Origin of the sequence: Rathayibacter tritici (genome assembly GCF_001641005.1) — a bacterium.
Classification (GTDB): domain Bacteria; phylum Actinomycetota; class Actinomycetes; order Actinomycetales; family Microbacteriaceae; genus Rathayibacter; species Rathayibacter tritici.
In genome coordinates this window covers 3,107,288-3,133,002 of record NZ_CP015515.1, presented here as the reverse complement: position 1 = coordinate 3,133,002, position 25,715 = coordinate 3,107,288, and the positions used below count along the sequence as shown (strand labels likewise).

Sequence of the window (25,715 nt, the reverse complement as noted above, 5' to 3'; positions counted from 1 at the left end):
CCTCTTCGAGGGACGCCCCGACGTCCGCGGTATGGGTGAAGATGGGCCAATGACATCCGTGGGGGGCGTTTCGGAGCTGAGGCTGGCCGTCGTCGACGACCAACCTCTCTACCGCCACATGCTGACCTCGCTGTTGCGCTCGATCCCGAGCGTGCGGAGCGTCGTGGAGGCCGGCTCCGCCGCGGAGGCGCGGTCGGTGCTGCGCCCTGCGGAACTCGACGTCGCGATCCTCGACATCGAGCTCGGTGACGGCGACGGCATCGACCTTGGACGCCGGCTCCGGATCACCGCGCCCGGGCTGGGCATCGTCCTGCTCTCGGCGGTCGATGCGATGCACCGCTTCCTCCGCCTCGACCGCGCGGAGGCGCGCGGCTGGAGCTACCTCTCGAAAAGCTCCTCCCTCTCAGCCCCCGCGCTGCTGAGTTCCGTGCGCGCGACCGCGGACGGCCGCACCGTGCTCGATCCTGCGCTGGTCGCCGCCCGGTCCGCCCGCCGCGACTCCCCGGTCGCCGCCCTCAGCCCGCGCCAGTACGAGGTGCTCGCGGGTCTCGCGTCCGGCCTGACCAACGCCGCAATCGGCGAGCGCCTGGGCATCGCGGTCCGCTCGGTCGACAACCACGTCAACGCGATCTACTCCGCGCTCGGCGTCCGCTCCGACGGCGAGCGGAATCCGCGGGTCGACGCGACCCTCCAGTTCCTCGAGCACACCGGATGACTGCCGAGCCGGGCGATGCGCGCGAGGACAACCGGATCGTCCTCGGTGCGATGGCCCTCCTCGGCGGGGTCCTCTCGCTGCTCGCCGCGCTCCAGGCCGTCTTCGCGCTCGGCATCCTGTCGCAGACGCTCCGGGGCATCGATCCCGGCCCGCTGCTCGACGTCACGACGCGCGTGCTGGTCAACGTCTCGACGATCGCGCTCGCGATCGCTCTGGTCGCGCTGCTGCGCCCGGAGCGCTTCGCGGGCGGCGACCGAATCGCCCGGACAGCTCTGATCGCGGTAGGCGTGGGAGTCGTGCGCTGCACCCTCCAGGTGCTGACGGGTATCTACCCGATCGCCGCCCTCCCCGCGATCGTGATCGAGCTGGTCGTGGGGTCCGTGGTGGTCGCGCTGATCTGCGGTTACGGCTACCTGCTCGTGCGAGCCGCGCGGCGGGTGCGCGAGAAGGAGCGGGAGCACGCCCGCGCCCGCGTGCAGGCGATCGAGGCGGTGCAGGCGCTTCAGCGCGAGGAGCTGCGGGTGCGGCGGGACGTGGCGCAGAGCCTGCATGGCCGGCTGCAGAACGGCCTCGTGGTGCTGGCCGCCGAACTGCACGCGGTCGCGAGCGCCGCGGATCCGGACGTCTCGGCCCGCCTGCTCGCGATCGCCGCCCGCCTCGACCGGTTGCGCGAGGAGGAGGTGCGCACGGTGGGCCACGCCCTCTACCCCGTCGAGATCGACCACGGCCTGGTCGCGGCCGTGCGCGACCTCCTCGCGCGTCTCCCACCCGAGATCGCCGTCGATCTCGATCTCGGACGCATTTCCGAGCTCTCCGCCGAGGGTCGCGAGCCGCCGCTGGATCAGCGGTTGCTGCTTGTCCGGCTTGTCGAGGAGGGCCTCACCAATGCGCTCAAGCACGGCTGTGCCTCGTCGCTGCGCGTGCGGGGCGCGGTGCAGGCGGGCGTGGTGGTGCTCACCCTCGATGACGACGGGAGCGGAGTCGCCGCGGGCTCGACGCGCTCGGGCCTGAGCCGGCTGGATCGGCAGCTGGCGGTCTACGGAGGATCGCTGGCGCTCTCGGACTCGCCGGTGCTCGCGGGTGCGCGGCTGCGAGTGCGACTTCCGCTCTGTGGCGGGGCGTCGGTGGCGTCCGAGGCTCAGGCCGGGTAGATCAGCAGCGACCGGGGGCTGACGCTGAAGCGGGCCTCGCGGCCCGGGGCGAGGTCGAGTCGCGCCGCGTCCGCTGGGGCGATGTCGGCACCGAGGAGCGCACTGCGCACCCGCACGGCGTCGCCGTGCTGCTCCACGTCGGTGATCACGGCGCGCACGCCTCCCGCGTCGCCGAACTCGCCGCCGTCGCCTCCGCTCTCCCCCGCGCGGACCTCGCGCACCTCGCGCACCTCGCCGACTGAGACGGCGGAGGGGCGGACCGCCGCGAGCACCGCGGCCCCGACCGCGATCGGCTCGGCCGCGACTCCGGCGAGCTCGTGCCCCTCGGCGATGCGCAGCCCCGTCGCCGTGCGCACGCCCGTGAGCAGGTCGAGCCCGGCGAGCTGCGCGGTGAACCCGGTGCGCGGGCGCGTGAGGACCCGGGCCGTCGGGCCCTCCTCGACCACCCGCCCGCCGTGCAGGACCAGCACCCGATCGGCAAGCGTCCAGGCATCGAGCACATCGTGGGTGACCACGATCGCCGAGCGCTCCGCGAGCACCTCGCGCAGCATCCGCCGGAGCGCCGGGGCGACCCGGGCGTCGACCGCGGCCAGCGGCTCGTCGAGCAGCAGGAGGCGCGGATCGGTCGCGAGCGCGCGGGCGAGGGCCACCCGCTGCGCCTGCCCGCCGGAGAGGCTCGCCGGGCGCCGGTCGGCCAGGTCGGCCACCCCTGCGGCGGCCAGCTCGCGCTCGGCCCGCGCGCGCGACTCCGCCCGCCCGACCCCGGCGCTGCGCGGCCCGAACGCCGCGTTCTCGCGCACGCTCAGGTGCGGGAACAGCATCGGATCCTGCGCGAGCAGGGCGACAGGGCGGCGGTGCGGAGGCGTCCAGCGGCGGTCGTCGAAGAGCAGCATCGCTCCCACACTCGCCCGGCCGGCATCGGCGCGGGCGAGCCCGGCGATCAGCTCGAGTACGGTCGACTTGCCCGCGCCGTTCGGGCCGATCAGGGCGAGGGTCTCGCCCTCGGCCACGTCGATCCGCACGTCGATCCCGCGTGCCGCGAGCCGCGCCTCCAACCGCAGGCTCACCGCGGCACCCCCCGGGCCGAACGGCCGTGCGCGAGCCCGATCACGAGGACGGCGACCACCACCAGTACCAGCGCCAGGGCCACCGCCGCGTCCGGGTCGCTCTCGCGCTGCAGGTAGATCTCGAGCGGGAGCGTGCGCGTCGTGCCCTGAAGGCTCCCGGCGAAGGTCAGCGTCGCACCGAACTCGCCCAGCGCCCGCGCGAACGAGAGGATGGCGCCCGAGGCCAGGCCCGGCAGGATCAGCGGCAGCGTGATCCGCCGCAGCACCGTTGCGGGGGAGGCGCCCAGCGTCGCGGCGACCGCTTCGTACCGGGCGCCGGCGCTGCGCAGCGCACCCTCCAGCGTCAGCACCAGAAAAGGCAGCGCCACGAAGGTCTGCGCGAGCACCACGGCGGTGGTCGAAAACGCGATACGGATGCCGGCCGCCTCCAGCGCACCGCCGAGCAGGCCCATCCTGCCGACGGTGTAGAGCAGCGCCAGCCCGCCGACCACCGGCGGCAGGACCAGCGGCAGCAGCACCAGCGAGCGGAGGAGGCGCTGCCCGGGGAAGGCGGTGCGCGCGAGTACCAGGGCCATCGGCGTCCCGAGCAGCAGGCACAGCAGGGTCGCGGCGGCGGAGGTGCGCAGGCTCAGCAGGAGCGCGGCGACGGAGGAGTCGGAGGTGATCAACGGCAGGAACTGCGGCCAGTCGACCCGGGTGAGGATCGCGACGAGCGGCAACAGCACCAGCAGGGCGCCGAGCGCGGCGACCGCCACGACCCAGCGCGGCAGACCGGAGCCGGTGCGCATCAGCCCCGCGCGAGCGGCGTCTCGACGATCACCGTCGTCGCCTTGACCACCGCCACCGCGGGCGATCCGGGTTCGAGTCCGAGCTCGCGCACCGCCTCGCTGCTCATCAGCGAGACCACCCTGTGCGGTCCGCACTGCAGCTCGACCTGCGCCATGACGGTGTCCATCACGATGTCGGTGACGATCCCGACGAAGCGGTTGCGGGCCGAGCGCGCGACCGGCGACGGATCCTCCGGCAGCACCGCGGTGGCGCGGGCGAGCCGGGCGACCTCGAGGCCGTCCACGACCCGCCGCCCGGAGGCGTCCTTCGCGCTCGCGAGCGCCCCGTTCTCGATCCAGCGCCGCAGCGTGTCGTCGCTCACGCCCAGCGCGGCGGCAGCCTCCCTGATCCGAATCTGCGGCATACCACCGATCCTACGTCCGCACCTGCCCCCCGCCCCGCCCGCCGCCCGCCCCGCCCCGCCCGCCCCCTCCCGCGAGATGCCACTTGTGAGGGCGACACGCCGAGAATCGCCGTCACAGGTGGCATCTCGCGGGAGGGGGCTACGCCTCTCGCGGCGCTCCGAAGCCGGCCGCCGCGAGCACCGCCCGCCCGGCGTCCGAGGCCGCGTAGGCGACGAAGGCCGCCGCTGTGCTGGAGTCGCCTGCCCCGGTCAGGGCCGCGATCGGGTAGGTGTTGACCGCCGCCGAGGATTCGGCGAAGGGGATGCCGGTGACCGAGCCGCCGGAGCCGCGGACGTCCGTCGCGTAGACCAGCCCGGCATCCGCTTCGCCCGAGGACACCTTGCCGAGCACGTCCGTCACCGACGACTCCTCGCTGACCGGTGCGATGTCGACCCCCGCGGCCTGTTCCACCGCGACGGCCGCCGCTCCGCACGGCACCTGCGGGGCGCAGACGACGGTGGCGGTGCCGGGCCGGGCGAGGTCCACGAGAGACACGACCTCTGCCGGGTTGCCGGGTGGCACGGCGATCTCGAGCGTGTTGGTGGCGATGTCGACCGGGTCGCCCGCGATCATTCCCGCGTCGGCGACCGTGGACATGGTGCGTTCGTCAGCCGAGGCGAAGACGTCGGCCGGGGCGCCGTTCACGATCTGCGTCGCGAGGTCGGAGGACCCCGCGACGGACAGCTCGACGTGCACGCCAGGCTGCGAGGCCTCGAATCCGCTGGCGAGTTCGGTGAACGCGCCCTTCAGCGAGGCGGCGGCGAAGACGGTGAGGTGGCCGCCGGACGACGAAGGGCCCGCGGGTGCCGAGCATCCCGCGAGCAGGAGGAGCGCGGCGGCGGCCGGTGCGAGAGGGAGCAGGCGGTGACGCACAGGAACCTCCGAATCGTCACTCCGCAGATGCGAAGATCAGTCGATCCTAGAGTCTCAGGTGCGTCATACTGCCCCATATCGCACGCGCGGATTAAGGAGCGGGAAGCCGGGCGCGACCGGAACCGCGATCCCCAGGTCGTGGATCTCCTGCCGCCGCAGCCGCCCCGCCTCCGGCCCGTGCTGCTGGAGCAGCTCGATCACGTTGCCGTCGGGGTCGGCCAGGTACACCTGCTCCACGAAGTCGTCGCGGATCCGGTAGCCGCCGCAGCGCTCCAGCCCGCGTGCGACGAGCGCCTCGAGGAACGGAGCGAACGACTCCACCATGATCGCGAGATGGTGCACGAGCCCCGTCTGCAGCTCGTCCTCCTCCCACCGCGGCGGATTCGCGGCGAGACGTCCCGGCGTCTTCTCCTGCACGACGTGGATCTCGGCCGTGCCGAGCCGGAAGTACGCGCCGCGGAACACGAAGTCGCTCGGGCGGGTGAACTCGGTGCAGCCGAGTACGCCGACGTAGAAGTCGCGGGTCGCGTCGAGGTCCGACACCACGAGGGCCACGTGGTGCAGGTGAGCGGTCGGAGTCATGCGGAGTCGTCCTTCTCGTCGTCGAGGCAGCGGTGCGGATGGCTTCAGGGTCACCCGGCCCGCACGCCACGGTCGACCGTGCCGTCGCGGTAGCGTCCAGGACGGACGGATGTCCGCTCTCGCCCCTCTCGAGACACGATCGGTCGCCGCGCTCCCGGTCGTCCCCTTCACTGGCGGCAATCACCACTGCAAAGGAGCACCTCCGTGACGTTCCCCCTCGCCGTCCTGTCCATCGTGCTCAGCGTCGCCGCGCTGCTGGTGCTCATCGTCCGGCTCCGGATCCACCCCTACATCGCGATGACGTCGGTCGCGGTCGTCCTCGGGCTGAGCTTCGGCCTGCCGCTGGCCGACGGGGAGCGCGGCGTGCTCGCCGTGCTCGAGGGGGTCCTCGGACCGTCGCTGGCGCACATCCTGCCGCTGGTGGGGCTGGGGTGCATCATCGGCGAGATCATCTCTCGCTCCGGCGGCGGTGAGCTGCTGGCCCGCGTCCTGCTGGCGAAGGTGGGACCGCAGCGCGGTGTGCTCGCGGTCGTGCTGGCCGGCCTGCTGGTGGGCAGCACCATCTTCTTCGACACCGCCGTCATCCTGCTCGCCCCTGTCGTCCTCTCGATCGCTCGGCAGGCCGGCCGGCACGCGGCCTTCTTCGCGGTGCCGATGGCGATCGCGGTGCTCGCCGTGCACGCGATCCTCCCGCCGCACCCCGGCGCGGTCGCGGTCGCCTCCGCACTCGGGGTCGACTACGGGCTCCTCGCCGTGCTGGGCCTGGTGACGATGCTGCCGGGCGCCGCGGTCGGCATCGTCTGGGCGTCCCGTCGCCTCGCGCGGATCGACGCCCGCGGCGGGCTGCCGATCCCCGCCGACGACCCTCCCGCAGAGCGCACCATCGCCCAGCCCGACCTGCGCGCAGTCTCGACCCTCGCCGGCGGAAGTACCGCGCTCGCCACGGCGACCGCGACCGCGACCCGCCTGCTGCCCAGGCTCCTGGTCGTGCTCACCCTGCCGGTGCTGCTGATCCTGCTCGCCACGCTCGCCGCCCTCGTCGCCCCGCAGTCGACTCCGGTGGGCGACGTCGTCCGCTTCCTCGGCACGCCCGTCATCGCGCTGATGATCACGACGGTCGTCGCCTACGTCCTGCTACTGCCCCGGTCGGCGCGGAGCAGCGGCGGTCTCACCGAGGTCGGCCGGGTGGGACTGCGTCCGGTCGGCGAGATCGTGCTCTCCACGGGCGGAGGTGTCGCGTTCGGCGGCGTCATCGCGGCGTCCGGGATCGGCGGCCAGCTGGTCGAGCGGCTCCAGGAGGCGCACCTGCCGCTGGTCGTGTTCGGGTTCGTCTTGGCGGCGGCGTTGCGCGCGACGCTCGGCACCACCACGGCGGCGGTCACCACGGTCGCGACCCTTCTGGCCACGACCGTCGACGCGAGCGCCGTCGATCCGACGCACATCGCCCTGCTCGCCGTGGGCGTCTCGGCCGGAGGTGTCTGCCTGTCGCACGTGAACGACGCCGGCTTCTGGGTCCTCTCACGCTCTTTCACCGTCCCCGAGCGGACGATGCTGTCGACCTGGACCGTCGGCGTCACCGTGATGGGCGTCGTCTGCGCGACCCTGACCACCGTGCTGTGGTATCTGCTGCCGGGGGCGCCGGCGTGACCGGCGGCCCGGGGAGGATGCGGCGACTCTCCAGATCGGCTCCACGGAAGCGGCAGCGCACGCGAGCGTTTTTTGCGGGACGGCAGAGGTTCTAGAGCGCTTCATCGCCCTTGTCGCCGCAATGAGTGGACGTGTCCATCCAGGTGGCGTGTGGCTCAGCGCCGCCGCCGCAGCAGCTCCCGGGCGGTGGCCTCGTCGGTGACCAGTACGGAGGCGATGCCGCCCGTCATGGCAGCCGTGATCGCCTCCACCTTCGCGCTGCCGTGTGCGACCAGGATCCGTAGTGGGATCGCCCGCAGCTCCTTCAGGGTCAGCCCGACCCGCAGCTCGTCCAGGGCGGAGGGGACCGGCCGGCCTGCGCCATCGAAGAACTGCCCGACCACGTGGCCGACCGCTCCGTCGGTGCGGGCTCGCTCGAGCAGCTCCTCCGAGACCGGGGCGACGGCGCCGGTGCCGTCGAAGTGGGCCGTGGAGCCGAGTCCGATCAGGGCCGCGTCACTGCGGCGGGCGAGGGTCAGCGCGTCACGGACCGCGGGACGCCGGCGCGCCTGCTCCGCCCGTGCCGCTGAGCGCGTCACGAACGGGGCCGGCAGCGGAGTGAACGCGGTGCCGGCCGCGAGCACCGCGGCGGCCGAGCGTTCGGGCGCGGAGCGGGAGTGGTAGCCGAGAGCCTCGACCACCCGGACACCGTCGGCGAGTCGGCCGATGGCCTCGGCGGTGGGCAGCACCGACCGGCTCGAAGCGACGGCGAGAATCGCGTCCGCGGGGAGCCGCTCCGCCAGCAGGCGCGCGGCGACGCGGCCCATGCGCGCCTCATCCGCCGTCGCGCCGCGGGGGAGTGACACCGCGACCCGGACCTCCGAGAGCGGGAACAGCCGCGCCAGCTCGCGTTCGAGCGGCGCCACGCGGTCCTCCGGCGGGCCGACGCTGATCCGCACCACGCCGCGTGAGCGCGCCTCGTCGAGCATCCGTGACACCGAGACGCGGCCGAACGAGAGGCGCTCGGCGATCTCGGACTGGGTCAGACCCTCCACCCAGTAGAGCGTCGCGATGCGGCGCAGGAGCAGGTCGCGCTCCTCGAGGACCGGCCCGGGTCGGTGGGCGGCCGCGCGGCCGAAGGAGGTCATGCCGGTATCGTGCTCGATCGCAGCGGTTGGCGCGCAGGCGTCGCACGCTCGATGCTGCAGGGGCCCGCGCCGACCGGTGCGGATGTCGTCGACTGTGGGAGGTGCGCGTGAACGGCGGTGACGCGGGGGCACGGATGCTGGATGCTCTGCTGGCCCCCGGGGCGCGGCTCGAGAGGGTCGCCACCGGAGCCGCGTGGAGCGAGGGCCCGGTCTGGCTGCCCCACGAACGCGTGGTGCGCTGGAGCGACATCCCCGGCGACCGGATCCTCGAGTGGGACGCCCGGACGGGGGAGACGCGGGTGCACCGCGAGCACGTCGAGTTCACCAACGGCCGCACGCTCGACCGGGAGGGACGCGTCGTGCAGTGCTCGCACGGCCGCCGCGCCGTCGAGCGCGAGGTCGAAGGCGTCGTCGAGGTCCTGGTCGACCGGTACGGGGACGCCCGGCTGAACTCGCCGAACGACGTCGTCGTCGCCTCCGACGGCGCCGTCTGGTTCACCGATCCGCCCTACGGGATCCTCCAGGCGCACGAGGGCCACCTCGGCGACCCCGAGTACGGCGGCTGCCACGTCTTCCGCTTCGACCCTGAGTCGGGCGAGCTGAGCGTCGCGGCGACGAGCGTTGAGGAGCCCAACGGGCTCGCCTTCTCGCCGGACGAGCGCCTCCTCTACGTCTCGGACACCTCCGTCGCTCTGCGCACCGACGGCACCGGCGAGCACTGCATCCGCGTTTTCTCGGTCGACGACCAGTGGCTGCTCACCCCGCTCGGCGTGCTTGCCGTGATCGAGCCGGGTGTTCCCGACGGCTTCCGGGTCGACGTCGAGGGCCGGATCTGGACCTCCAGCGCCGACGCGGTGCAGGTCCTCTCGGCCGACGGCGCGGTGCTCGCCCGGATCCCCGTGCCCGAGGTGGTCGGCAACCTCTGCTTCGGCGGCGACGATGGCACGGAGCTGTTCATCGCCGCGAGCACGTCGCTGTACCGCATCCGCACGGCGACGCGCGACGCCGCCTCCCTACTGCGCTGACGCGTGAGGCGTCGAGACGCGCGGAGGCGGCGCGCCGCGCTCAGCTCTGCGGCGGCGAGTAGAACTGGAGGTCGTTGCCCTCCGAGTCCTTGAACGGGAAGATGCGCCCCCACTCGTGGTCGCTGATCTCCCCCTCGATCGAGGCACCGCGCGCCGTCAGGCGTTCGAGTTCCTCCTCGATCGAGCCGTCGGGCTGGAACGAGATGACTGCGCCGCCCTGCTCCGCCACCGTGGCGGACTCGCGGGCGTTGAGGCCGATCATCAGCCCGCCGGCGTCCAGCTCCGACCAGTCGGCGGAGGTGTCCTTCACCTCGAGGCCGAGCGTGTCGCGGTAGAACGCAACCGCCCGCTCCATGTCGGTGACGGGGACCCAGACTGTTGCGACTCCTGATGCCATGTCGTGCTCCTTCGCTCGGTGATGTTCGTCCTCCGACGCTAAGTCGGGCGCGGACGCAACGGAGGCCCTTGCGCGGATGCATGGAGGCTGCTCTCGCGTGGCGCGCCTCGGTGATCAGGGGGCGTCTCGGCGCAGAGCGCGGGCTCAGCGTTCGGCGACGAAGCGGTGCACGACCGCGAGGTCCTCCTCGCCGAGGCCCGCGTCGACCAGCTCGCTGAACACGGTGCGGAGCGTCGCGAGCAGCGGTGCGGAGGTGCCCGTCGCCTCCGCCTCGTCGGCCGCGGCCCGCAGATCCTTCGTCATGTAGGAGGCGACGCCGGTCGGCGTGTAGTCGCGGGACACCAGGGCGGCGCGTTTGGTCTCGAGCACGCGACTCCCCGCGTAGCCGCCCTCTACGAGGGTGAGGAACGTGTCGAGGTCGAGGCCGGAGCGCTCGGCGATCACCGCGGCCTCGGCGATCGCGGTCATGGTCGCGGCGACGATGAGCTGGTTGCAGGCCTTGGCCGCATCGCCGGAGCCGAGCGGCCCGAGGTGGACCGCGGTTCCGCAGGCCGACAGGACGGGCAGTGCCCGGGCGACGTCCTCCTCCGCCCCGCCGACCATGATCGAGAGGGTGCCCGCCTCTGCACCCTCGGTGCCGCCGCTAACGGGGGCGTCGACGAGGCGGAGCCCCGGGTGGCGCTGCGCGAGCGCGCGAAGGCCGGAGGCGGACACGCTGGAGCAGACGGCGAGCACGACATCCGACTCCGCCGCGAGCACGCCCTCGTCGCCCGCGAGCAGCTCCTCGAGCTGGGGCAGGTCCGGCACCATCACGATCAGCACGTCCGAGGCGGCGGCGAGGGAGCGGGCGCAGTCGTGCCACTGCGCCTCGGGGACGGCGCGGCGGGCGCGGCCAGCGGAGGCGGGGCGAGCGGTGATCCCGAGCGGGATCCCGGCGGCGACGAGGCGCCGGGCCATCGGGGCGCCCATGTTCCCGAGTCCGAGGAATCCCACCTGCACGGGCGGGGCGGCGACTGACGGGGGTGCGGGCACACGCCCAGCATACCGAACACTGTTCACAGGGGTGAAGTACACTGCCCGCGGGTCGACCCGGGGGAGAGCCTCCCGCGCCGTTCCGCGAAGGGACACTTGTGACTGATCGCCTCCGCGTCGTCATCGCCTCGCCGCTCAGCCCGGAGCTGATCGCTCGCATCGTCGAGCTCGAACCGCGCTTGGACGTCGTCGCCGACCAGAACCTCCTCCCCCCGATGCGCCACGCCGGCGACCACGGCGGCGATCCCTCCTTCCGGCGCACCCCCGAGCAGCAGCGCGCGTTCGACGAGCTGGTCGACTCCGCCGACGTGCTCTACGGGGTGCCCGACGAGACCCCCGCCGCGCTCGCGCGCACGGCGGCCGCGAATCCGCGGCTCCGCTGGGTGCAGACCATGCCCGCGGGCGGCGGCGCGCAGGTGAAGGCCGCGGGTCTCGACGGCGCGCAGCTCGAGCGCATCGCGTTCTCGACCTCGGCGGGAGTCCACTCCGAGCCGCTCGCCGAGTTCGGAGTCTTCGGGCTCCTGGCAGGAGCGAAGTCGCTGCCGCGCCTGTCCGCCCTCCAGCGCGAGCGAGTCTGGGGTGGGCGGTGGGCGATGGGGCTCCTCTCGGAGCAGACGATCCTGATCATCGGGCTCGGCACAATCGGCCGCGCGACCGCCCGCAAGCTCCAGCAGCTCGGCGCCCGCGTGATCGGTACGAGCCGTCACGAGACGCGGGTCGAGCACGTCGACGAGATCGTCACACCCGACGCCATCGCGGACGTCGCGGGCCGGGTGGACGGAGTCGTCGTCACGCTCCCCGGCACCGCCGCCACCGAGAAGCTGGTCGGGCCCGAGTTCTTCGCGGAGTTGCGCCCGGGGGCCTCCTTCGTCAGCGTCGGCCGCGGGACGGTCATCGATGAGGAGGCCCTGCTCGCCGCGCTCGACGCGGGGAGGGTCGGCTTCGCCGCACTCGACGTGGTGGCCGAGGAGCCGCTCGAGCAGGGCAGCCCGCTCTGGAGCCACCCGAGCGTCCTGATCAGCCCGCACACCGCGGCGCTGAACCTCGCCGAGGACCGGCTGATCGCCGAGCTCTTCGCCCGCAACGCCACTCGTTTCCTCGACGGGAAGCCCCTGATCAACCGAGTCGATACGGTGGAGTTCTACTGACACCGCCCCCGCGAGAGGACGACATGGCCCGCCCCGATGCGCCCCCGATGACGGTCGACTCCGAGAGGGGCTCGGGTGCCCCGGCCGTGTCGCGCGCAATGCGGATCCTCGACCTCCTCGCGGACGCCGGCGGCCCGCGCACGCTGACCGACATCGCCCGCGAGCTCGGCATCGCCAAGTCGTCCACCTCGAACCTCTGCGCCGCGCTGGAGGAGGGGCGCCTGATCCGCCGCGTCGGCTCCGGTTTCCTCCTCGGCCGACGCACCGTCGAGCTCGGCAGTCACTACCTCGCGGGCGTCGACCCGGTGCGCGAGTTCTACCGGCTCTGCGAGGAGTCGCCCGTGCTGTCGCGGCAGCTGGTGCAGATCGCACTGCTGGACGGCACCCGCGTCCTCTACCTCGCGGTGCACGAGGGCCGCGAGCGGTTTGCGCTCTCGGCGAGCGTCGGTGACCGGTATCCCGCCTCCGCCACGGCCGTCGGCACCGCGCTGCTGGCCGAGCTCGACGACGGTGAGATTGCCGCGCGCTTCGCCGACGACCGCGACATCGTCGTCTTCACCGACCGCTCGACATCCTCCGCGAGCGAACTGCTCCAGAAGATCCGGACGGCCCGCGAGCGCGGCTACGCGATCGACGACGGCGAGCTGCACCCCAGCGTCCTGGGCCTCGCCGTCGCCGTCCCGGCCGCCACCCGATCCGACCTCTCGGTCGCGGTGGGTGTCTCGCTGGTCCGGCCGGTTGCCGACGATCAGGAGGAGGTTGTGGCGGCACTCCGCGAGGCCGCCGCAGCGCTGGGTCGCCCGCCCCTCCTCGGCGGAACGCCCGCCTGATGCGCCTCCGTCCATCCTGTTGAATGCTGTTCACTGGGCTGTTACGCTCGGTCCGTTCCGCCCGCGCGGGTGGGAGTGAGCGAGGCGCCGTGGCGATCAGTAGCACCAGCGAGCCCCGAGGCGGTCGCTGATGCGCATCGCCCGGATCCGGACCGAGGGCGCGCCGGCCGTCGTCGCCCTGGTCGCGGGGGAGTGGCGCGAAATCGAGAACGCCTTCGCCGCGCAGCCGGTCGAGACCGGCCGCCGCTGGCCGGTCGCGGGCGCTCGCCTGCTGGCTCCGGTGGAACCCCGCGTGGTCCTCGGGATGGCGCACAACGGCTCCGCGGCTGATCGTTTGCAGCCCCCGCAGGCCTTCCACAAGAGCGCGCACACGCTGGCCGCGCCCGGCGATCCGATCGTCATCGACGACGGCATCGGCCCCGTGAACGTCGAGGGCGAGCTCGCCCTCGTCATCGGGCGCCCGGCCCGCCACCTCACTCTGGCCGACGCGCTCGAGCATGTGCTCGGCGTCACCGGTGCCAACGACGTCACCGCCCCCGAAATGATCGCGGCCGACAGTCTCTTCCTCCAGGGCAAGAACGGCGACGGCTGGACTCCGCTCGGCCCGTGGATCGAGACCGGAGTGGACCCGGACGCGGTCGGCATCGCCGTGATCGTCGACGGCGAGCGGCGGGCTCTCTCCTCCACCGACCGTCTCGGCTGGCGCGCCGCCGAGATCCTGGTGCACCTCACCGCGCACCTCACGCTCCGCCCGGGCGATGTCGTGCTCACCGGCTCGCCCGGGACGGCCGCCGAGGTCGAGCCCGGCCAGGAGGTGCTGATCGCCCTCGACGGCGTCGGCGAGCTCGCCAACCGCACCGTCGCCGGGCCTGGGCGCGCGGCGCCTCCGCAGCCCTGACCTCCGCCCCGACACTGTCCCGCCCCGAACCCCCGTCCCGCCCCGAACTCCCTGGAGGAACCGTGCTCTTCGACCTGACCGACCGCGTGGCGCTCGTCACCGGATCCAGCCGCGGCATCGGCCGCGCCGTCGCCACCGGTCTCGCCGAGGCGGGCGCCACCGTCGTCCTGAACGGCCTCGACCCGGAGCGGCTCGAGGCCACCCGCGCCGAACTCGCCAAGCGGTTCCCCGGCGCCGACGGCCGCCCGCGGATCCACGCCCGCGCCTTCGACGTCACCGACGACGCGGCCGCGGAGGCCGGAGTCGCCTGGATCGAGGAGGCGGTGGGTCCGCTGCGCATCCTGGTCAACAACGCCGGGGTCCAGCATCGCGTGCCGCTGCTGGACCTCGACGTCGCCGACTGGGAGCGGGTGCTGCGCACCAACCTCACCAGCGCCTTCGTGGTGGGCCGAGCGGCGGCGAAGCGGATGATCCTGCGCGGCGCCGGGAAGATCGTCAACGTCGCCTCGGTGCAGGCCGACCTCGCGCGCCCGACGATCGCGCCCTATACGGCATCCAAGGGTGGGATTCGCAACCTCACCCGGGCGATGACAGCGGAGTGGGCGCAGCACGGCATTCAGGTCAATGCGATCGCGCCGGGCTACATCCACACCGAGATGACCCAGAAGCTCGTCGACGACGAGGCGTTCACCTCCTGGATCCTCGGTCGCACCCCCGCGGCGCGCTGGGGTCGCGTGGAGGACCTGATCGGCCCGGCCGTCTGGCTCGCCTCCGACGGCTCCGACTACGTCAACGGGCAGGTCGTCTTCATCGACGGCGGTATGACCGTCGTCGTCTGAGCGGCCGCCACCCCGCCCCTCCACCGAACGGACTCCGCATGCCCACCCCCCTTCCCGCCTCGACCACCCGCGTCGTCGTGCACGCCGCCGGCGACCTCCGCGTCGAGGAGGCGCCGCTACCCGCGCGCGGTCCCGCCGACGCCCTCGTCGCCGTCGCCTACGGCGGGATCTGCGGCTCCGACCTGCACTACTGGACGCACGGAGCCGCGGGCGAGTCGATCCTCCGCGAGCCGCTGACCCTCGGCCACGAGGTCGTCGGAACGGTCGTCGAGGCCGCCGCAGACGGCACCGGTCCCGCGACCGGTACGGCCGTCGCCGTCCACCCCGCAACCGCTCACGGCGAGTGGCCCGACGGGCGCCCCAACCTCGCCACCGAGGGCACCTACCTCGGCAGCGCGGCACGACTGCCGCACACCCAGGGCGCCTTCGCCCGCCACACGGTCCTGCCGGCGCGGATGCTCCGCGAGCTCCCCGCGGGGCTGGGGCTCCGGGAGGCGGCGCTCGCGGAGCCGGCGAGTGTCGCCTGGCACGCGGTGTGGCGAGCGGGCGCGGTCTCCGGACGGCGCGCGCTGGTGATCGGCAGCGGCCCGATCGGAGCGCTGATCGTCGCGGTGCTGAAGCGGGCGGGCGCGGCGGAGATCGTCGCGGTCGATCTCGCGGAGGAGCCGCTCGCCATCGCCCGCGCGGTCGGAGCGACCCGAACCATCCGCGCGACCGCCGCCGACGCGATCGCGGAGGTCGCCGCCGACGTCGTCTTCGAGTCCTCCGGCAGCCCGCGCGGGTTGATGTCGGCCGTCCGCGGTGCGGCGCGCGGCGGCACCGTCGTGATGGTCGGACTCCTGCCCTCGGGCGAGCAGCCGGCGCTGATCTCGCTCGCGATCACGCGGGAGCTGCGCCTCATCGGCTCCTTCCGCTTCGTCGACGAGCTCGACGAGGTGCTGGCGGCGCTCGCCGACGGCACCCTCGACGTGGGGCCGGTGGTCACTCAGGTGCTGCCGCTGGACCGCGCACTCGAGGCCTTCGAGCTCGCCCGCGACGCCGCGCGCTCAAGCAAGGTGCTGCTCGATTTCACCTCCTGACGCCTGCCGCGGGGGCCTGGAACCGCCCGAGCGTTCGGACCTGCCTCGGACGCGGCGCCGCCGGAGCACTACCGTTACAGCATGGCGTCCACCGATACCCCCGATTCCGCCCCTGAGGCCGACACCGCTTCCGAGAGCACCCCCACGCTCACCTTCTCCGACCTCGGTCTCAGCGACCCGGTCCTCAAAGCCCTCAAGGAGGTCGGCTACGAGACGCCCTCGGCCATCCAGGCCGCGACGATCCCGTCCCTCCTCTCCGGCCGCGACGTCCTCGGCGTCGCCCAGACCGGCACCGGCAAGACCGCGGCGTTCGCGCTGCCGATCCTCTCGCGCCTCGACCTCGCGCAGAAGACGCCGCAGGCGCTCGTGCTGGCTCCGACCCGCGAGCTCGCACTGCAGGTCTGCGAGGCGTTCGAGCGCTACGCGTCGAACCTGCGCGGCGTGCACGTCCTCCCCGTCTACGGGGGTCAGGGCTACGGCACCCAGCTCTCCGCGCTGCGTCGCGGCGTCCACGTCGTCGTCGGCACGCCCGGCCGCATCATGGACCACCTCGAGAAGGGCACCCTCGACCTCTCAGCGCTGAAGTACCTGGTGCTCGACGAGGCCGACGAGATGCTCAAGATGGGCTTCGCGGAGGACGTCGAGACGATCCTCGCCGACACCCCCGTGGAGAAGCAGATCGCGCTGTTCTCGGCGACGATGCCCGCCCAGATCCGCCGCATCTCCGGCAAATACCTGAAGGAGCCGGAGGAGATTACGGTCAAGAACAAGACCACGACCTCCGTCAATACCACCCAGCGGTACCTGATGGTGTCGTACCCGCAGAAGGTCGACGCCCTCACCCGCATCCTCGAGGTCGAGAACTTCGAGGGCATGATCGTGTTCGTCCGCACCAAGAGCGAGACGGAGACGCTGGCCGAGAAGCTGCGCGCCCGCGGCTACACCGCGGCGGCGATCAGCGGAGACGTGCAGCAGGCCCAGCGCGAGCGCACGGTCGACCAGCTGAAGTCGGGCAAGCTCGACATCCTGGTCGCCACCGACGTCGCTGCCCGCGGCCTCGACGTCGAGCGGATCAGCCATGTCGTCAACTACGACATCCCGATCGACACCGAGTCGTACGTGCACCGCATCGGCCGGACCGGTCGCGCGGGGCGCAGCGGAGCGGCGATCAGCTTCGTCACGCCGCGCGAGCGCCGCCTCCTCACCGCCATCGAGAAGGCCACCCGCCAGCCGCTGACCGAGATGCGGATGCCGAGCGTCGAGGACGTCAACGTCACGCGCCTCTCCCGCTTCGACGACGCGATCACCGCGGCCCTGGCCGACACCGAGCGCCTACAGCGTTTCCGCGACATTATCGGCCACTACGTCGAGCACCACGACGTCGTCGAGTCGGACGTCGCCGCCGCGCTGGCGATTGTCGCCCAGGGCGAGGAGCCGCTGCTGCTCTCGCCGGATGACCCGCGCTTCGCCCGTCGCGAGCGCGAGGACCGCGACTCCCGGCCCGATCGCGGCGACCGGGGGGAGCGCCCCGAGCGCCGTCAGCGCCCGGCGAACAGCAACCTCGCCTCCTACCGGATTGAGGTCGGCCGCCGCCAGCGCGTCGAGCCCCGCCAGATCGTGGGCGCGCTCGCGAACGAGGGCGGCCTCAACCGCGGTGACTTCGGCCACATCGACATCCGCCCGGACTTCTCGATCGTCGAACTGCCCGCCGACCTGCCGCAGGAGGTGCTCGACCGCCTCGCCGACACCCGCATCAGCGGCCAGCTGATCGAGCTCAAGCCGGATCGCCGTCCGAGCCGCGCCGGACGCCCCGCCGGCCCGAGCCGCTCCACGGAGCGCCCGGACCGCAAGCCGCGCTACTGACCCCCCTCCGCGAGATGCCACTTACGCGGGCCGTCACCGGCGTGTCGCGCGCATAAGTGGCATCTCGCGGCGGGGGAGAGGGGGGCGGGGGCGAGGGGGTCAGCGGCGGAGGATGTGGCGGGCCAGGGTGTTGCCGAGGAGTTGGACGAGCTGGACGATGAGGACGATCACGAGTACCGCGGCCCAGGTGACGACCGGCTCGAACTGGCGGTAGCCGTACTGAATGGCGAAGTCGCCCAGCCCGCCCGCGCCGATGGCGCCGGCCACCGCCGACATGTCGATGACGGCCACGACCACGAACGTGTAGCCCAGGATCAGCGGGCCGAGTGCCTCCGGCAGCAGCACCGTCCGCACGATGCGGAACCGGCTCGCCCCGACCGAGCGCGCCGCCTCGATGACGCCGGGCTGCACGGTCAGCAGGTTCTGCTCCACGATGCGACCGATGCCGAACGCCGCACCGAGCGACAGGGTGAACACGATCGCATCCGGGCCGATGCCGGTGCCGACCACGAGCCGGGCCAGCGGCTGGGCCGCGGCGATGAAGATGATGAACGGGATCGGGCGGAACACATTCACGATCACGTTGAGCAGCCCGTGCAGCACCCGGTTCGCGTAGAGCGCGCCGGCGCGGGTGAGCGCGAGGCCCAGGCCGATCAGCAGGCCGCCGAGCCCGCCGAAGACCAGGCTCAGCGTCACGATGTACAGCGTCTCGCCGGTGGCGTCGCGGAGCTTGGGCAGGAGCGCGATCAGGTCGTTCATCCGGGCACCTCCGTGAGGGCGACGCGTCCGCCGAGGCGGGCGAGGAGGGGATCGATGTCGTCGTCCGGCGCGTCGAGGGCGACGGTGAGGTGGCCGAAGGCTCGCCCGCGCACGTCGGTGATGCCTCCGTAGACCAGCTCCAGCGGCACGCCGGCCGCTGCGACCTCGGCGAAGACGTCGCCCTGCGAGGCGGAGTCGTCCGAGAACGAGAGCGTGACGAGTCGGCCGCGGTGGCGCGCGCGCAGCACCGCCGCCTCCGCGGGCGAGGGCACGGAGCGGACGACGGTGGAGACGAAGCGGCGGGTGACCGGCTCGCGGGGGGCCGAGAACACGTCGAAGACGGGTCCGCGCTCCACGATGCGACCCGACTCCATCACCGCGACCTTCGTGGCGAGTCGGCGCACCACGTCCATCTCGTGGGTGATCACGACGATGGTGACGCCCAGCTCCTCGTTGATGCGGCGGAGCAGGGCCAGCACCTCGCCGGTGGTGTCCGGGTCGAGAGCGCTGGTGGCCTCGTCGGCCAGCAGGATCCGCGGGGAGGCGGCGAGGGCGCGGGCGATTCCGACGCGCTGCTTCTGTCCGCCGGAGAGCTGCTCCGGATGACTGCGCGCCTTCTCGCTCAGCCCGACGAAGTGGAGCATCTCGTCCACGCGCGAGCGCTGCTCCGCTCTCGGCACGCCCGCGACCTGCAGCGGGTACGCAACGTTCTGGCGCACTGTCTTCGAGCCGAACAGGTTGAACTGCTGGAAGACCATGCCGATCCCGAGCCGGAGGCGGCGCAGCTCCCGCTCGGGCAGCCCGACCGTCTCACGGCCGTCAATCTCGATGCTCCCGCTGGTGGCGGGCTCGAGGGCATTGATCAACCGGGCGAGTGTGCTCTTGCCGGCGCCGGAGTAGCCGATCACGCCGTAGACGTCGCCCGCCTCGATCTCGAGGCTCACTCCGTCCACGGCCGCAGTCGGGGCCGCGCGGCGCCCGCTGCCGGGGTACACCTTGCGCACGTCGGTCATCCGTATCAGCGGCACGAGGTGCCCTTTCTGTTGCAGGCGAACGCGGGATCGCGCCGGTCGACTCGCTGAAGGAGTGTCGACCGGCGGGATCCCGCGGGGAGCCGGGGTCACGGAGCGGCAGTGATGTCCTTCTCGGCGGACTCGAGCGAGGTCGTCAGCTCGCTGCGTGCGGTCTTGAGGAAGACTGCCGTGCCGCCGGACTGCTTCGAGACGCCGTCGAGCACGTCCTGGCTGTCCTGATAGATCGACACCAGCGTGGTGTAGGTCGGGTTCTCCGCGTCGTCGGCGCGGGCGGCGAAGATGTTCGTGTAGAGCACGGAGGCGGGGTCGCGGGGGTCGTCCTGCGCGATCGCGTCCTCGGCCTTCAGGCCCGCGTTCTGGATGAAGTCGTTGGTGATGACCGCGGCGGCCACATCCGGGAGCGATGTGGCGGTCAGCGAGGCTTCGAGCGCGGTGACCGTGACCTTCGAGGAGGGCTCCACGTCGTCGACGTTCGAGAGCACTCCGCCGCCGTTCGTGAGCGTCACGAGTCCGGCCGACTGCAGCACGAGCAGTGCGCGGGCCTGGTTGGTCTCGTCATTGGGGATCGCGATGGTGGAGCCGGCGGGGATGTCGGCGACGTCGTCGTACTGCGAGGAGTACAGGCCGAGCGGGTAGATCGCGGTCGCGCCGATCGGCACCAGGTCGGCGCCGGCCGCGGCGTTGTACTGCGCCAGGTAGGCGATGTGCTGGAACTGGTTGAGGTCGATCTCGCCCTCGGTGAGCGCCGGGTTGGGCTGGTTGTAGTCGCTGAAGTCGACGATCTCGACGTCGATCCCGGCGTCGGCCGCGGCCTTCTGGTAGGTGGCCCAGTAGGGGTCGCTCGCCCCGACCACGCCGATGCGGACGGTGTCGTCGCCGCCGCGCGCGCCGGAGCAGCCGGCGAGGAGGAGGGCGGCGGAGGCGGCGATCGCAGAGCTCACGAGGAGTCGGGTGCGCAGGGTCATGGCTGTGGAGGGTCCTTCCGTGGAGAGCGTGATCACCTTATGAAGGTGGTCCCCGCCGCGCGAAACCCGTCCGTAACACGGCGACTCGGAGTCGCCGTGCCGCTCGCTCAGCCCGCGAGCGAGCCGTCTTCGCTCGTCGAGGCCTCGTGCTTGGCGATCCGCGTCGCGATCGCGTCCCGCTCGGCCCGGAGCGACGCGATGGTCGGCTTGTCCAGGCGCGGGTCGGCGAGATCGGCGAAGGGGCTCGCGGTTCCGGTGCGCGCCGAGACGAGCGCGGCGTACGCTTTCGTCGCGGCGCGGAGTTCGGCTCCTGCCCGCTCGACCTTCCGCGGCTTCGACGACGTGTCCGAGACGAGTCGGGCGTGCTTATCGAGGGCTTTTACCAGTGCGCGGTGCGCCGCGTCGATTTTCTTGCTCATAGGCGCATTATCGCGCGAGTCGGGCTCTGCGCCGACCAGGAGGGAGCTCCGCCGGGCCTTGCCCGGTGGTGACTCTGAGAATCGATGGGGATAGTTCACATGGGCGTCATCGGTTCGGTGACCAGTGTGGAGCCTACCCGCGCTCCCCGCAGGTCCTGGACGAGGAGGCGGCGCGATCCGAGAGGACCGTCCCCCGTGTTCTTCAGTCGACGACAACTCCTCGTCACCGCCATCAGTAGCGCGCCCGTCGTCCTGGCGGTCGCGGTGGCCGATCCCGCCGCAGCCGCCACTGCCTCCGCTCCGCCCGCTCTCGCCGCGACGATCGAGCCGGGGGAGGTGACGACTCTCTCGTTCCCGAGCGCCGACTTCGCCAAGCGCCGGTCGGTCGCGTACTCGCTGTCCGAGCAGGTGCGGCTCAGCAGGCCGAGCGCGTTCCGGGTCGTCGTCGAGTACGACAGCCGGCTGTTCAGCGCGATGGAGAGCGCGGTCGTCTCGCACGGCGACCACTACGAGTCCTGCCCGACCGAGCGCTCGCAGCAGCAGCCGCCGAATCGCTCAAGCGTCTCCTACTCGGTTCCCGACCTCTCCGACGGCGACTCGTCGCCTCTGCTCTGCGTCGGCGTGCCGCTCACAACACGGGACGCGTACCCGGAGGAGAACATCGACGCTCCGCTGCCCATCTCTGTGGTGATTCAGGACGAGGCGGGCGCGGTGCTCGCCAGCGTCGAATGGAGTGCCGACGAAGCGCCCGCGGCAGCAGCGGCGTGGGGCGTCGAACTGGACGCCTCCTGGGGCACCGTCGGGGGTCCCGATTCGAGGAGCACATACCGCGTCCCGCGATCGATCCGCTGCACGAGCGTCGGCCCGGCTGCCGTGCCCGCCGGCTCCGTTCTCACCGTCGACCTCGACGCGCGGGTGATCGCCGCGTGCAGCGTGGCCGGCGTCACTCCGGTCCCGGCGCAGCTGCAGGGCGACGACGGTTCGGGGAGACCGAACGCTCTCGTCCCCTGGGACTCCTCCGCTCTCGATGTCGCCGAGTCGGCGACCGGTGAGCGTCGGACCCTCCGCATCACGCTGAACCGGGCTATTGACGCGGGAGCGTCCCTTGACGTCGCTGTCTCGACGTCGCCCGCGAATCCGGTGCCGACGGTGGCGAGCGTCGTCTACGCGTCGGCCGTGTTCTCCGGCCCCGCGGGGGCTCGGGCGACGGGACGGTACGGCGTGACGGATCTCACGTGCTCCGGCTCGCCGCAGGTCGGCGGCGTCACCACGGGAACAGTCTGAGAGGGAGAGCAATGTCGGATGAATGGGTCTTGAAATCGCAGCAGTGGGTCAATTCCACCTATCGGGGAGTCGACGGCTTCTCGCCCGCGCCCGAGACGGGGACGAGCGGCTGGAGCACGATGTTCGCTCTGACGCGGGCGCTTCAGATCGAGTTGGGAATGTCCGAGCACTCGGACAGCTTCGGCTCGGCGACGCTCGCGGCGCTCACCAGCAAATACCCCTCGATCACTGATGGGACGACGAACAAGAACATCGTCGCGCTCCTCCAGTGCGCACTCTGGTGCAAGGGGTACTGGGGTGGAACGCAGTGGAAGAAGCTCGACCAGAAGACCTCGTCGGCGATAGCGAGCCTGCGCACCGACATGGGGTTCGCTGCGGCGGCGGACGTCACCCCGAAGATCATGAAGAGCCTGCTCACGATGGACTCTTATGCCCTCGCTTCCGGCGGCTCGTCGCTGACCCGCAGCATTCAGCAGTCGCTGAACAAGCGGTACATCGACCACGCCGATTTCTTCGTCCTCCCCTGCGACGGCACGGCCTCGCGCGGACTGCGGCAGGGCCTGATCTTCGCGCTCCAGTTCGAAGTGGGGATTGGCGATGGAGTGGCCAATGGCGAATTCGGCCCGATGACGCGGGCGAAGCTCAAGGACGCCGCCGGGTCGACGACGCCGGGCACCGTCGACTCCTCCCGATACCTGATCCATCTCCTCCAGGCGGTCCTGATCGGCAACGGCTACTACACCGACGGACCCTACGACGGCTCGTACAGCCCGGCCGTGGTCGCCGCGGTGCGAGCGTTCCAGGAGTTCGCGGCGCTACCCGCGTCCGGGAACGCCGACTACGCGACGTGGTGCTCGCTCTTCGTGAGCTCCGGCGATCCGGAGCGGACCGCGAAGCAGGGCGCGATCGCGGCCGATTGCAGTTCCGATCACGTCACCACGGCCCGTGCGCGCCTGCTCACCGAGAACGGCTACCGAATCATCGGGCGCTACCTCTCGAACACGCCCGTCTCCGACTACCGCGACAAGAAGATCCAGCCCGGCGAACTCGACGTCATCACCGGAGCCGGTCTGCGCGTCTTCCCGATCTTCCAGGAGGGAGGGGACACCGTCGAGGACTTCTCGTACGCGCGCGGATTCGCGGCCGGCCAGAAAGCCCATGCTGCAGCCCGCAGTTACGGCTTCAAGGTCGGCGTGACGATCTATTTCGCTGTCGATGTCGACGTGCTCGAAACCGAGGTGAACAGTGCTGTCGTGCCCCATTTCCAGGGAGTGAAGGACGGCCTTGCCAGCGTGAGCAGTCCTTTCTCGGTGGGGATCTACGGCGCCCGCAACACCTGTCGGATCGTGCGTGAGAAGGGCCTCGCGAGCCTGGGCTTCATCAGCGGAATGTCCACCGGGTACAGCGGCAACCTCGGCTTCCCGCTCCCGCAGGGCTGGGCCTTCGACCAGGTGAAGTCGCTGACACTCGGATCGGGCTCCGACGCGATGGAGATCGATAAGAACATCGCCTCCGGCCGCGATCCGGGAGCCGAGTCCTTCGATCCCGCGCAGACCTTCCCCGACTACGCGGACTGGCTCTCCAGTCGAGCCGCGGGCTTCGCTCAGTCCACCGGCGGAGTCGGAGCCGACGACCTGCTGCTCCAGTTCTTGCGCACCCCCTGCTACGTGGACGGGCTGTGGGAGCGTGTCGCCGGTCCCGTGAATCGCGACTTCGTCTCGGTTGTGGAGAGCGAGAAGCACGAGCGCGTCTTCCACACCATCGGCCCGGAGGTGTCCACCTTCATGCCCGTCGAGCGCCTGGCCCTGGCGATGACCGGCGCCCGCCGCTACGGTGTACCCGCCGATCCGGGTACCTCGACCGCCGGCGATCTGCTGGGGTGGGCCGGTGACCTCACGCGGATTCTCGTGCAGTTCCTGCGCACGCGGAATGCAGGTCAGCGGCCGGATCCGTACCAGTTCGGCCGGGCCACGATCGGCCGCAGCGGAAGGTTCGACGGCGGCGCCCACCAGGCGGACGTCGACGGCTGCGTTCTCGGCTTGCAGACGGCGGGAAGCGCGGCATCGGTCGCGTCGGCGGTGCGCCGCTACTACTCCGATGGATACCACACGAGGTACCGGCAGTTCCTCGACGCCCGCTTCGGTGGGCGAGCCGAGAACGCCTCCGCCGCCGCCGTGCACTGGTTCACGACATCCGACCCCGCTATCGCCGACGTCCGCACGGCCTTCCTCGCCCGCGACGAGAACCGGATCGACGGCCCGACCTCGCCGTCCGACGCCGACATCGGCGCACTCGCGACGGCCTGGGCCGACGACCTCACCGAGCGCCTCACCGCGAAGTGAGCACCGGGCTGGACATGAGCTCCTGACGTCAGCGCGGAACGGGCGTGGCTACTGAGGCGGCGGCGGCGCTGGTGGTGACGGCGTCGAGGACCCGCTGCACGTCGAGAGCGTCGGCGAATGTGGGCGTGACAGCGGTGCCGCCGGCGATCGCCTCGACCAGGTCGACGACCTGGTGGGTGAAGAGGTGCTCGTAGCCGATCCCGTGCCCGGTCGGCCACCACGCGGCCATGTAGGGGTGCGCCGGCTCGGTGACCTGGATGCGGCGGAAGCCCTGCGCCTCCTCCGGGTCGCGGGCGTCGTAGTACTCCAGCTCGTTCATCCGCTCGAAGTCGAAGGCGATCGAGCCGAGTTCGCCGTTGACCTCGATGCGATTGGCGTTGCGGCGGCCCGTGGCAACGCGGGTGGCCTCGAAGACACCGAGGGCGCCACCCTCGAACGTGGCGGTGAAGGCTGCGGCGTCATCGACGGTCACGGCACCGCGGGGCGCGTCGGCGCCCGCGCGGCCGCCCAGGCCGACCTGCTCGCTCAGCACGGGGCGCTCGGTGGTGAAGGTGCGCAGCGTCGCTGACACGGAGGTGATGCCGCGACCGGTCAGCCACTGGGCGGTGTCGATGCTGTGCGCGCCGATATCGCCGAGAGCGCCCGAGCCGGCGCGTTCCTTCTGCAGGCGCCACGTCAGCGGCGCCTCGGAGTCGGAGAGCCAGTCCTGCAGGTACTGGGCGCGGACGTGGCGGATGTCGCCGAGGCGGCCCTCCTCGATGAAGCGCTTGGCGAGGGCGAGCGCGGGGGTTCGGCGGTAGCTAAAGCCGCACATCGCGATCTTCCCGGAGGCGGCGGCCGCGGCAACCATCCGCTCCGCCTCCTCGACGGAGTTGGCGAGCGGCTTCTCACAGAGCACGTGCTTGCCGGCCTCGAGGGCCGCGATGGCGATCTCGGCGTGGGTGTCGCCGGGGGTGCAGATGTCGACGAGGTCGATGTCGCCGCGGGCGATCACGGCCCGCCAGTCCGTGGAGGCCTCGCTCCAGCCCAGTCGCTCGGCGCGCTCAGCGGTCGAGTCGGGGTTGCTCCCCACGAGCACGGCGAGCTCGGGGCGCAGGGGGAGGGGGAAGAAGCGGGAGGCGGTGCGCCAGGCGTGCGAGTGGGTGCGGCCCATGAAGGCGGTCCCCACCATCGCGACGCGCAGGGCTCGGTCGTTCGACATCGTCGTCCTTTCGTTCGGCTCCTGACCCTCCCACGGGTCGGCGCGCGGGCGCTACCACGCGCGGGTCCGATCGATCGACGGCGGGAGCCAGGGTGGTGCACGGGTGAGGAGACGACCTGGCGATCCGAGTCACCGTCTGGCGGAGTCTTTTTTCCAAGCGGGGAGCCTTTGCCGATGAGGCATCCCGATCGAGATAAGCAAGGAAC

At 72.0% G+C, this 25,715-nt stretch carries 25 protein-coding genes; 12 read left to right on the top strand and 13 right to left on the bottom strand.

What is annotated here, in order from left to right; translation table 11 throughout:
- The first annotated feature begins 49 nt into the window (after nt 1-49).
- Both A6122_RS14280 and A6122_RS14275 read left to right on the top strand, forming a co-directional pair.
- A complete protein-coding gene (locus tag A6122_RS14280) occupies nt 50-715 on the top strand; it encodes a response regulator transcription factor (protein ID WP_068256244.1) in 666 nt (221 codons plus the stop codon).
- A complete protein-coding gene (locus A6122_RS14275; protein ID WP_068256242.1) occupies nt 712-1,866 on the top strand; it encodes a sensor histidine kinase in 1,155 nt (384 codons plus the stop codon). The genes A6122_RS14280 and A6122_RS14275 overlap by 4 nt, the downstream gene beginning before the upstream one ends.
- Here the strand turns inward: A6122_RS14275 and A6122_RS14270 are convergent.
- The 5 genes from A6122_RS14270 to A6122_RS14250 form a co-directional block, all read right to left on the bottom strand.
- On the bottom strand, nt 1,854-2,933 hold the full coding sequence (locus A6122_RS14270; protein WP_068256239.1) for a sulfate/molybdate ABC transporter ATP-binding protein: 1,080 nt from the start codon (nt 2,931-2,933) through the stop codon (nt 1,854-1,856). The two genes, A6122_RS14275 and A6122_RS14270, sit on opposite strands and share 13 nt — an antisense overlap.
- The gene (locus A6122_RS14265; protein ID WP_068256236.1) at nt 2,930-3,721 is read right to left on the bottom strand and encodes an ABC transporter permease; all 792 of its coding nucleotides are present in this window, start codon (nt 3,719-3,721) and stop codon (nt 2,930-2,932) included. The genes A6122_RS14270 and A6122_RS14265 overlap by 4 nt, the downstream gene beginning before the upstream one ends.
- Entirely contained in the window at nt 3,721-4,125 is a 405-nt protein-coding gene (locus A6122_RS14260; protein WP_068256234.1) for a TOBE domain-containing protein, read from the bottom strand. The genes A6122_RS14265 and A6122_RS14260 overlap by 1 nt, the downstream gene beginning before the upstream one ends.
- A 139-nt stretch (nt 4,126-4,264) precedes the next feature.
- Nucleotides 4,265-5,038: a molybdate ABC transporter substrate-binding protein gene (gene modA, locus A6122_RS14255; RefSeq protein ID WP_068256231.1), complete on the bottom strand. Its 774-nt coding sequence runs from the start codon at nt 5,036-5,038 to the stop codon at nt 4,265-4,267.
- A gap of 63 nt (nt 5,039-5,101) precedes the next feature.
- Nucleotides 5,102-5,620: a VOC family protein gene (locus A6122_RS14250; protein ID WP_068256228.1), complete on the bottom strand. Its 519-nt coding sequence runs from the start codon at nt 5,618-5,620 to the stop codon at nt 5,102-5,104.
- A 204-nt stretch (nt 5,621-5,824) separates the two neighbouring features.
- Here A6122_RS14250 and A6122_RS14245 point away from each other — a divergent pair, with 204 nt between their 5' ends.
- Entirely contained in the window at nt 5,825-7,267 is a 1,443-nt protein-coding gene (locus A6122_RS14245) for a GntP family permease (protein WP_068256226.1), read from the top strand.
- Between the two features lie 155 nt (nt 7,268-7,422).
- On the opposite strand, the gene A6122_RS14240 is transcribed toward A6122_RS14245, so the two are convergent.
- Nucleotides 7,423-8,394, bottom strand: coding sequence for a sugar-binding transcriptional regulator (locus A6122_RS14240; RefSeq protein ID WP_068256223.1), 972 nt, complete (start codon nt 8,392-8,394; stop codon nt 7,423-7,425).
- 107 nt (nt 8,395-8,501) lie between these two features.
- On the opposite strand from A6122_RS14240, the gene A6122_RS14235 reads away from it, so the two are divergent.
- The gene (locus A6122_RS14235; protein ID WP_308470772.1) at nt 8,502-9,419 is read left to right on the top strand and encodes an SMP-30/gluconolactonase/LRE family protein; all 918 of its coding nucleotides are present in this window, start codon (nt 8,502-8,504) and stop codon (nt 9,417-9,419) included.
- Between the two features lie 40 nt (nt 9,420-9,459).
- Here the strand turns inward: A6122_RS14235 and A6122_RS14230 are convergent, their stop codons facing one another.
- Nucleotides 9,460-9,816, bottom strand: a complete 357-nt coding sequence (locus tag A6122_RS14230) for a VOC family protein (RefSeq protein ID WP_068256220.1) — start codon at nt 9,814-9,816, stop codon at nt 9,460-9,462.
- Nucleotides 9,817-9,960: 144 nt separating this feature from the next.
- Complete coding sequence (locus A6122_RS14225) at nt 9,961-10,848, bottom strand: NAD(P)-dependent oxidoreductase (protein ID WP_237358203.1); 888 nt, start codon at nt 10,846-10,848, stop codon at nt 9,961-9,963.
- A 98-nt stretch (nt 10,849-10,946) separates the two neighbouring features.
- Here A6122_RS14225 and A6122_RS14220 point away from each other — a divergent pair, with 98 nt between their 5' ends.
- The 6 genes from A6122_RS14220 to A6122_RS14195 all read left to right on the top strand — a co-directional run bounded on the left by A6122_RS14220 (nt 10,947) and on the right by A6122_RS14195 (nt 17,505).
- Nucleotides 10,947-11,996, top strand: a complete 1,050-nt coding sequence (locus tag A6122_RS14220; RefSeq protein ID WP_068256215.1) for a D-2-hydroxyacid dehydrogenase — start codon at nt 10,947-10,949, stop codon at nt 11,994-11,996.
- 23 nt (nt 11,997-12,019) lie between these two features.
- Complete coding sequence (locus A6122_RS14215) at nt 12,020-12,826, top strand: IclR family transcriptional regulator (protein WP_237358202.1); 807 nt, start codon at nt 12,020-12,022, stop codon at nt 12,824-12,826.
- Nucleotides 12,827-12,956: 130 nt separating this feature from the next.
- Nucleotides 12,957-13,724, top strand: coding sequence for a fumarylacetoacetate hydrolase family protein (locus A6122_RS14210; protein ID WP_068256212.1), 768 nt, complete (start codon nt 12,957-12,959; stop codon nt 13,722-13,724).
- Nucleotides 13,725-13,786: 62 nt separating this feature from the next.
- Nucleotides 13,787-14,563 (top strand): SDR family oxidoreductase, encoded by a 777-nt coding sequence (locus A6122_RS14205; RefSeq protein WP_104272520.1) that lies wholly within the window; start codon nt 13,787-13,789, stop codon nt 14,561-14,563.
- 38 nt (nt 14,564-14,601) lie between these two features.
- Nucleotides 14,602-15,642: an L-idonate 5-dehydrogenase gene (locus A6122_RS14200; RefSeq protein ID WP_068256209.1), complete on the top strand. Its 1,041-nt coding sequence runs from the start codon at nt 14,602-14,604 to the stop codon at nt 15,640-15,642.
- An 81-nt stretch (nt 15,643-15,723) separates the two neighbouring features.
- The gene (locus tag A6122_RS14195) at nt 15,724-17,505 is read left to right on the top strand and encodes a DEAD/DEAH box helicase (protein WP_068256207.1); all 1,782 of its coding nucleotides are present in this window, start codon (nt 15,724-15,726) and stop codon (nt 17,503-17,505) included.
- A 99-nt stretch (nt 17,506-17,604) separates the two neighbouring features.
- On the opposite strand, the gene A6122_RS14190 is transcribed toward A6122_RS14195, so the two are convergent.
- The 4 genes from A6122_RS14190 to A6122_RS14175 all read right to left on the bottom strand — a co-directional run bounded on the left by A6122_RS14190 (nt 17,605) and on the right by A6122_RS14175 (nt 20,682).
- Complete coding sequence (locus A6122_RS14190) at nt 17,605-18,264, bottom strand: methionine ABC transporter permease (protein WP_068256205.1); 660 nt, start codon at nt 18,262-18,264, stop codon at nt 17,605-17,607.
- Entirely contained in the window at nt 18,261-19,277 is a 1,017-nt protein-coding gene (locus A6122_RS14185) for a methionine ABC transporter ATP-binding protein (protein ID WP_084416090.1), read from the bottom strand. Before A6122_RS14185 ends, A6122_RS14190 begins: the two co-directional genes overlap by 4 nt.
- 107 nt (nt 19,278-19,384) lie before the next feature.
- On the bottom strand, nt 19,385-20,263 hold the full coding sequence (locus A6122_RS14180) for a MetQ/NlpA family ABC transporter substrate-binding protein (RefSeq protein ID WP_068256199.1): 879 nt from the start codon (nt 20,261-20,263) through the stop codon (nt 19,385-19,387).
- A gap of 107 nt (nt 20,264-20,370) precedes the next feature.
- A complete protein-coding gene (locus A6122_RS14175) occupies nt 20,371-20,682 on the bottom strand; it encodes a hypothetical protein (RefSeq protein ID WP_068256197.1) in 312 nt (103 codons plus the stop codon).
- 195 nt (nt 20,683-20,877) lie between these two features.
- Between A6122_RS14175 and A6122_RS14170 the strand changes: the two genes are divergently transcribed.
- Nucleotides 20,878-21,966: a hypothetical protein gene (locus A6122_RS14170; RefSeq protein ID WP_068256194.1), complete on the top strand. Its 1,089-nt coding sequence runs from the start codon at nt 20,878-20,880 to the stop codon at nt 21,964-21,966.
- A 29-nt stretch (nt 21,967-21,995) separates the two neighbouring features.
- Entirely contained in the window at nt 21,996-24,308 is a 2,313-nt protein-coding gene (locus A6122_RS14165) for a glycoside hydrolase domain-containing protein (protein ID WP_167542397.1), read from the top strand.
- Between the two features lie 28 nt (nt 24,309-24,336).
- Here A6122_RS14165 and A6122_RS14160 read toward each other — a convergent pair whose 3' ends face one another.
- Nucleotides 24,337-25,509 carry a Gfo/Idh/MocA family protein gene (locus tag A6122_RS14160; protein WP_068256189.1) on the bottom strand — a complete coding sequence of 391 codons (1,173 nt, stop codon included), beginning with the start codon at nt 25,507-25,509 and terminating at the stop codon, nt 24,337-24,339.
- Nucleotides 25,510-25,715: the final 206 nt, after the last annotated feature.

Excerpts from the sequence above, each read along its gene's own strand:
- A6122_RS14180 (WP_068256199.1), bottom strand. The coding sequence starts at position 20,263 with ATGACCCTGCGCACCCGACTCCTCGTGAGCTCTGCGATCGCCGCCTCC.
- A6122_RS14250 (WP_068256228.1), bottom strand. The coding sequence starts at position 5,620 with ATGACTCCGACCGCTCACCTGCACCACGTGGCCCTCGTGGTGTCGGAC.
- A6122_RS14215 (WP_237358202.1), top strand. The coding sequence starts at position 12,020 with ATGGCCCGCCCCGATGCGCCCCCGATGACGGTCGACTCCGAGAGGGGC.
- A6122_RS14160 (WP_068256189.1), bottom strand. The coding sequence starts at position 25,509 with ATGTCGAACGACCGAGCCCTGCGCGTCGCGATGGTGGGGACCGCCTTC.
- A6122_RS14240 (WP_068256223.1), bottom strand. The coding sequence starts at position 8,394 with ATGACCTCCTTCGGCCGCGCGGCCGCCCACCGACCCGGGCCGGTCCTC.
- A6122_RS14210 (WP_068256212.1), top strand. The coding sequence starts at position 12,957 with ATGCGCATCGCCCGGATCCGGACCGAGGGCGCGCCGGCCGTCGTCGCC.
- A6122_RS14175 (WP_068256197.1), bottom strand. The coding sequence starts at position 20,682 with ATGAGCAAGAAAATCGACGCGGCGCACCGCGCACTGGTAAAAGCCCTC.
- A6122_RS14230 (WP_068256220.1), bottom strand. The coding sequence starts at position 9,816 with ATGGCATCAGGAGTCGCAACAGTCTGGGTCCCCGTCACCGACATGGAG.
- A6122_RS14185 (WP_084416090.1), bottom strand. The coding sequence starts at position 19,277 with ATGACCGACGTGCGCAAGGTGTACCCCGGCAGCGGGCGCCGCGCGGCC.
- A6122_RS14280 (WP_068256244.1), top strand. The coding sequence starts at position 50 with ATGACATCCGTGGGGGGCGTTTCGGAGCTGAGGCTGGCCGTCGTCGAC.
- A6122_RS14195 (WP_068256207.1), top strand. The coding sequence starts at position 15,724 with ATGGCGTCCACCGATACCCCCGATTCCGCCCCTGAGGCCGACACCGCT.
- A6122_RS14265 (WP_068256236.1), bottom strand. The coding sequence starts at position 3,721 with ATGCGCACCGGCTCCGGTCTGCCGCGCTGGGTCGTGGCGGTCGCCGCG.
- A6122_RS14190 (WP_068256205.1), bottom strand. The coding sequence starts at position 18,264 with ATGAACGACCTGATCGCGCTCCTGCCCAAGCTCCGCGACGCCACCGGC.
- A6122_RS14260 (WP_068256234.1), bottom strand. The coding sequence starts at position 4,125 with ATGCCGCAGATTCGGATCAGGGAGGCTGCCGCCGCGCTGGGCGTGAGC.
- A6122_RS14275 (WP_068256242.1), top strand. The coding sequence starts at position 712 with ATGACTGCCGAGCCGGGCGATGCGCGCGAGGACAACCGGATCGTCCTC.
- A6122_RS14200 (WP_068256209.1), top strand. The coding sequence starts at position 14,602 with ATGCCCACCCCCCTTCCCGCCTCGACCACCCGCGTCGTCGTGCACGCC.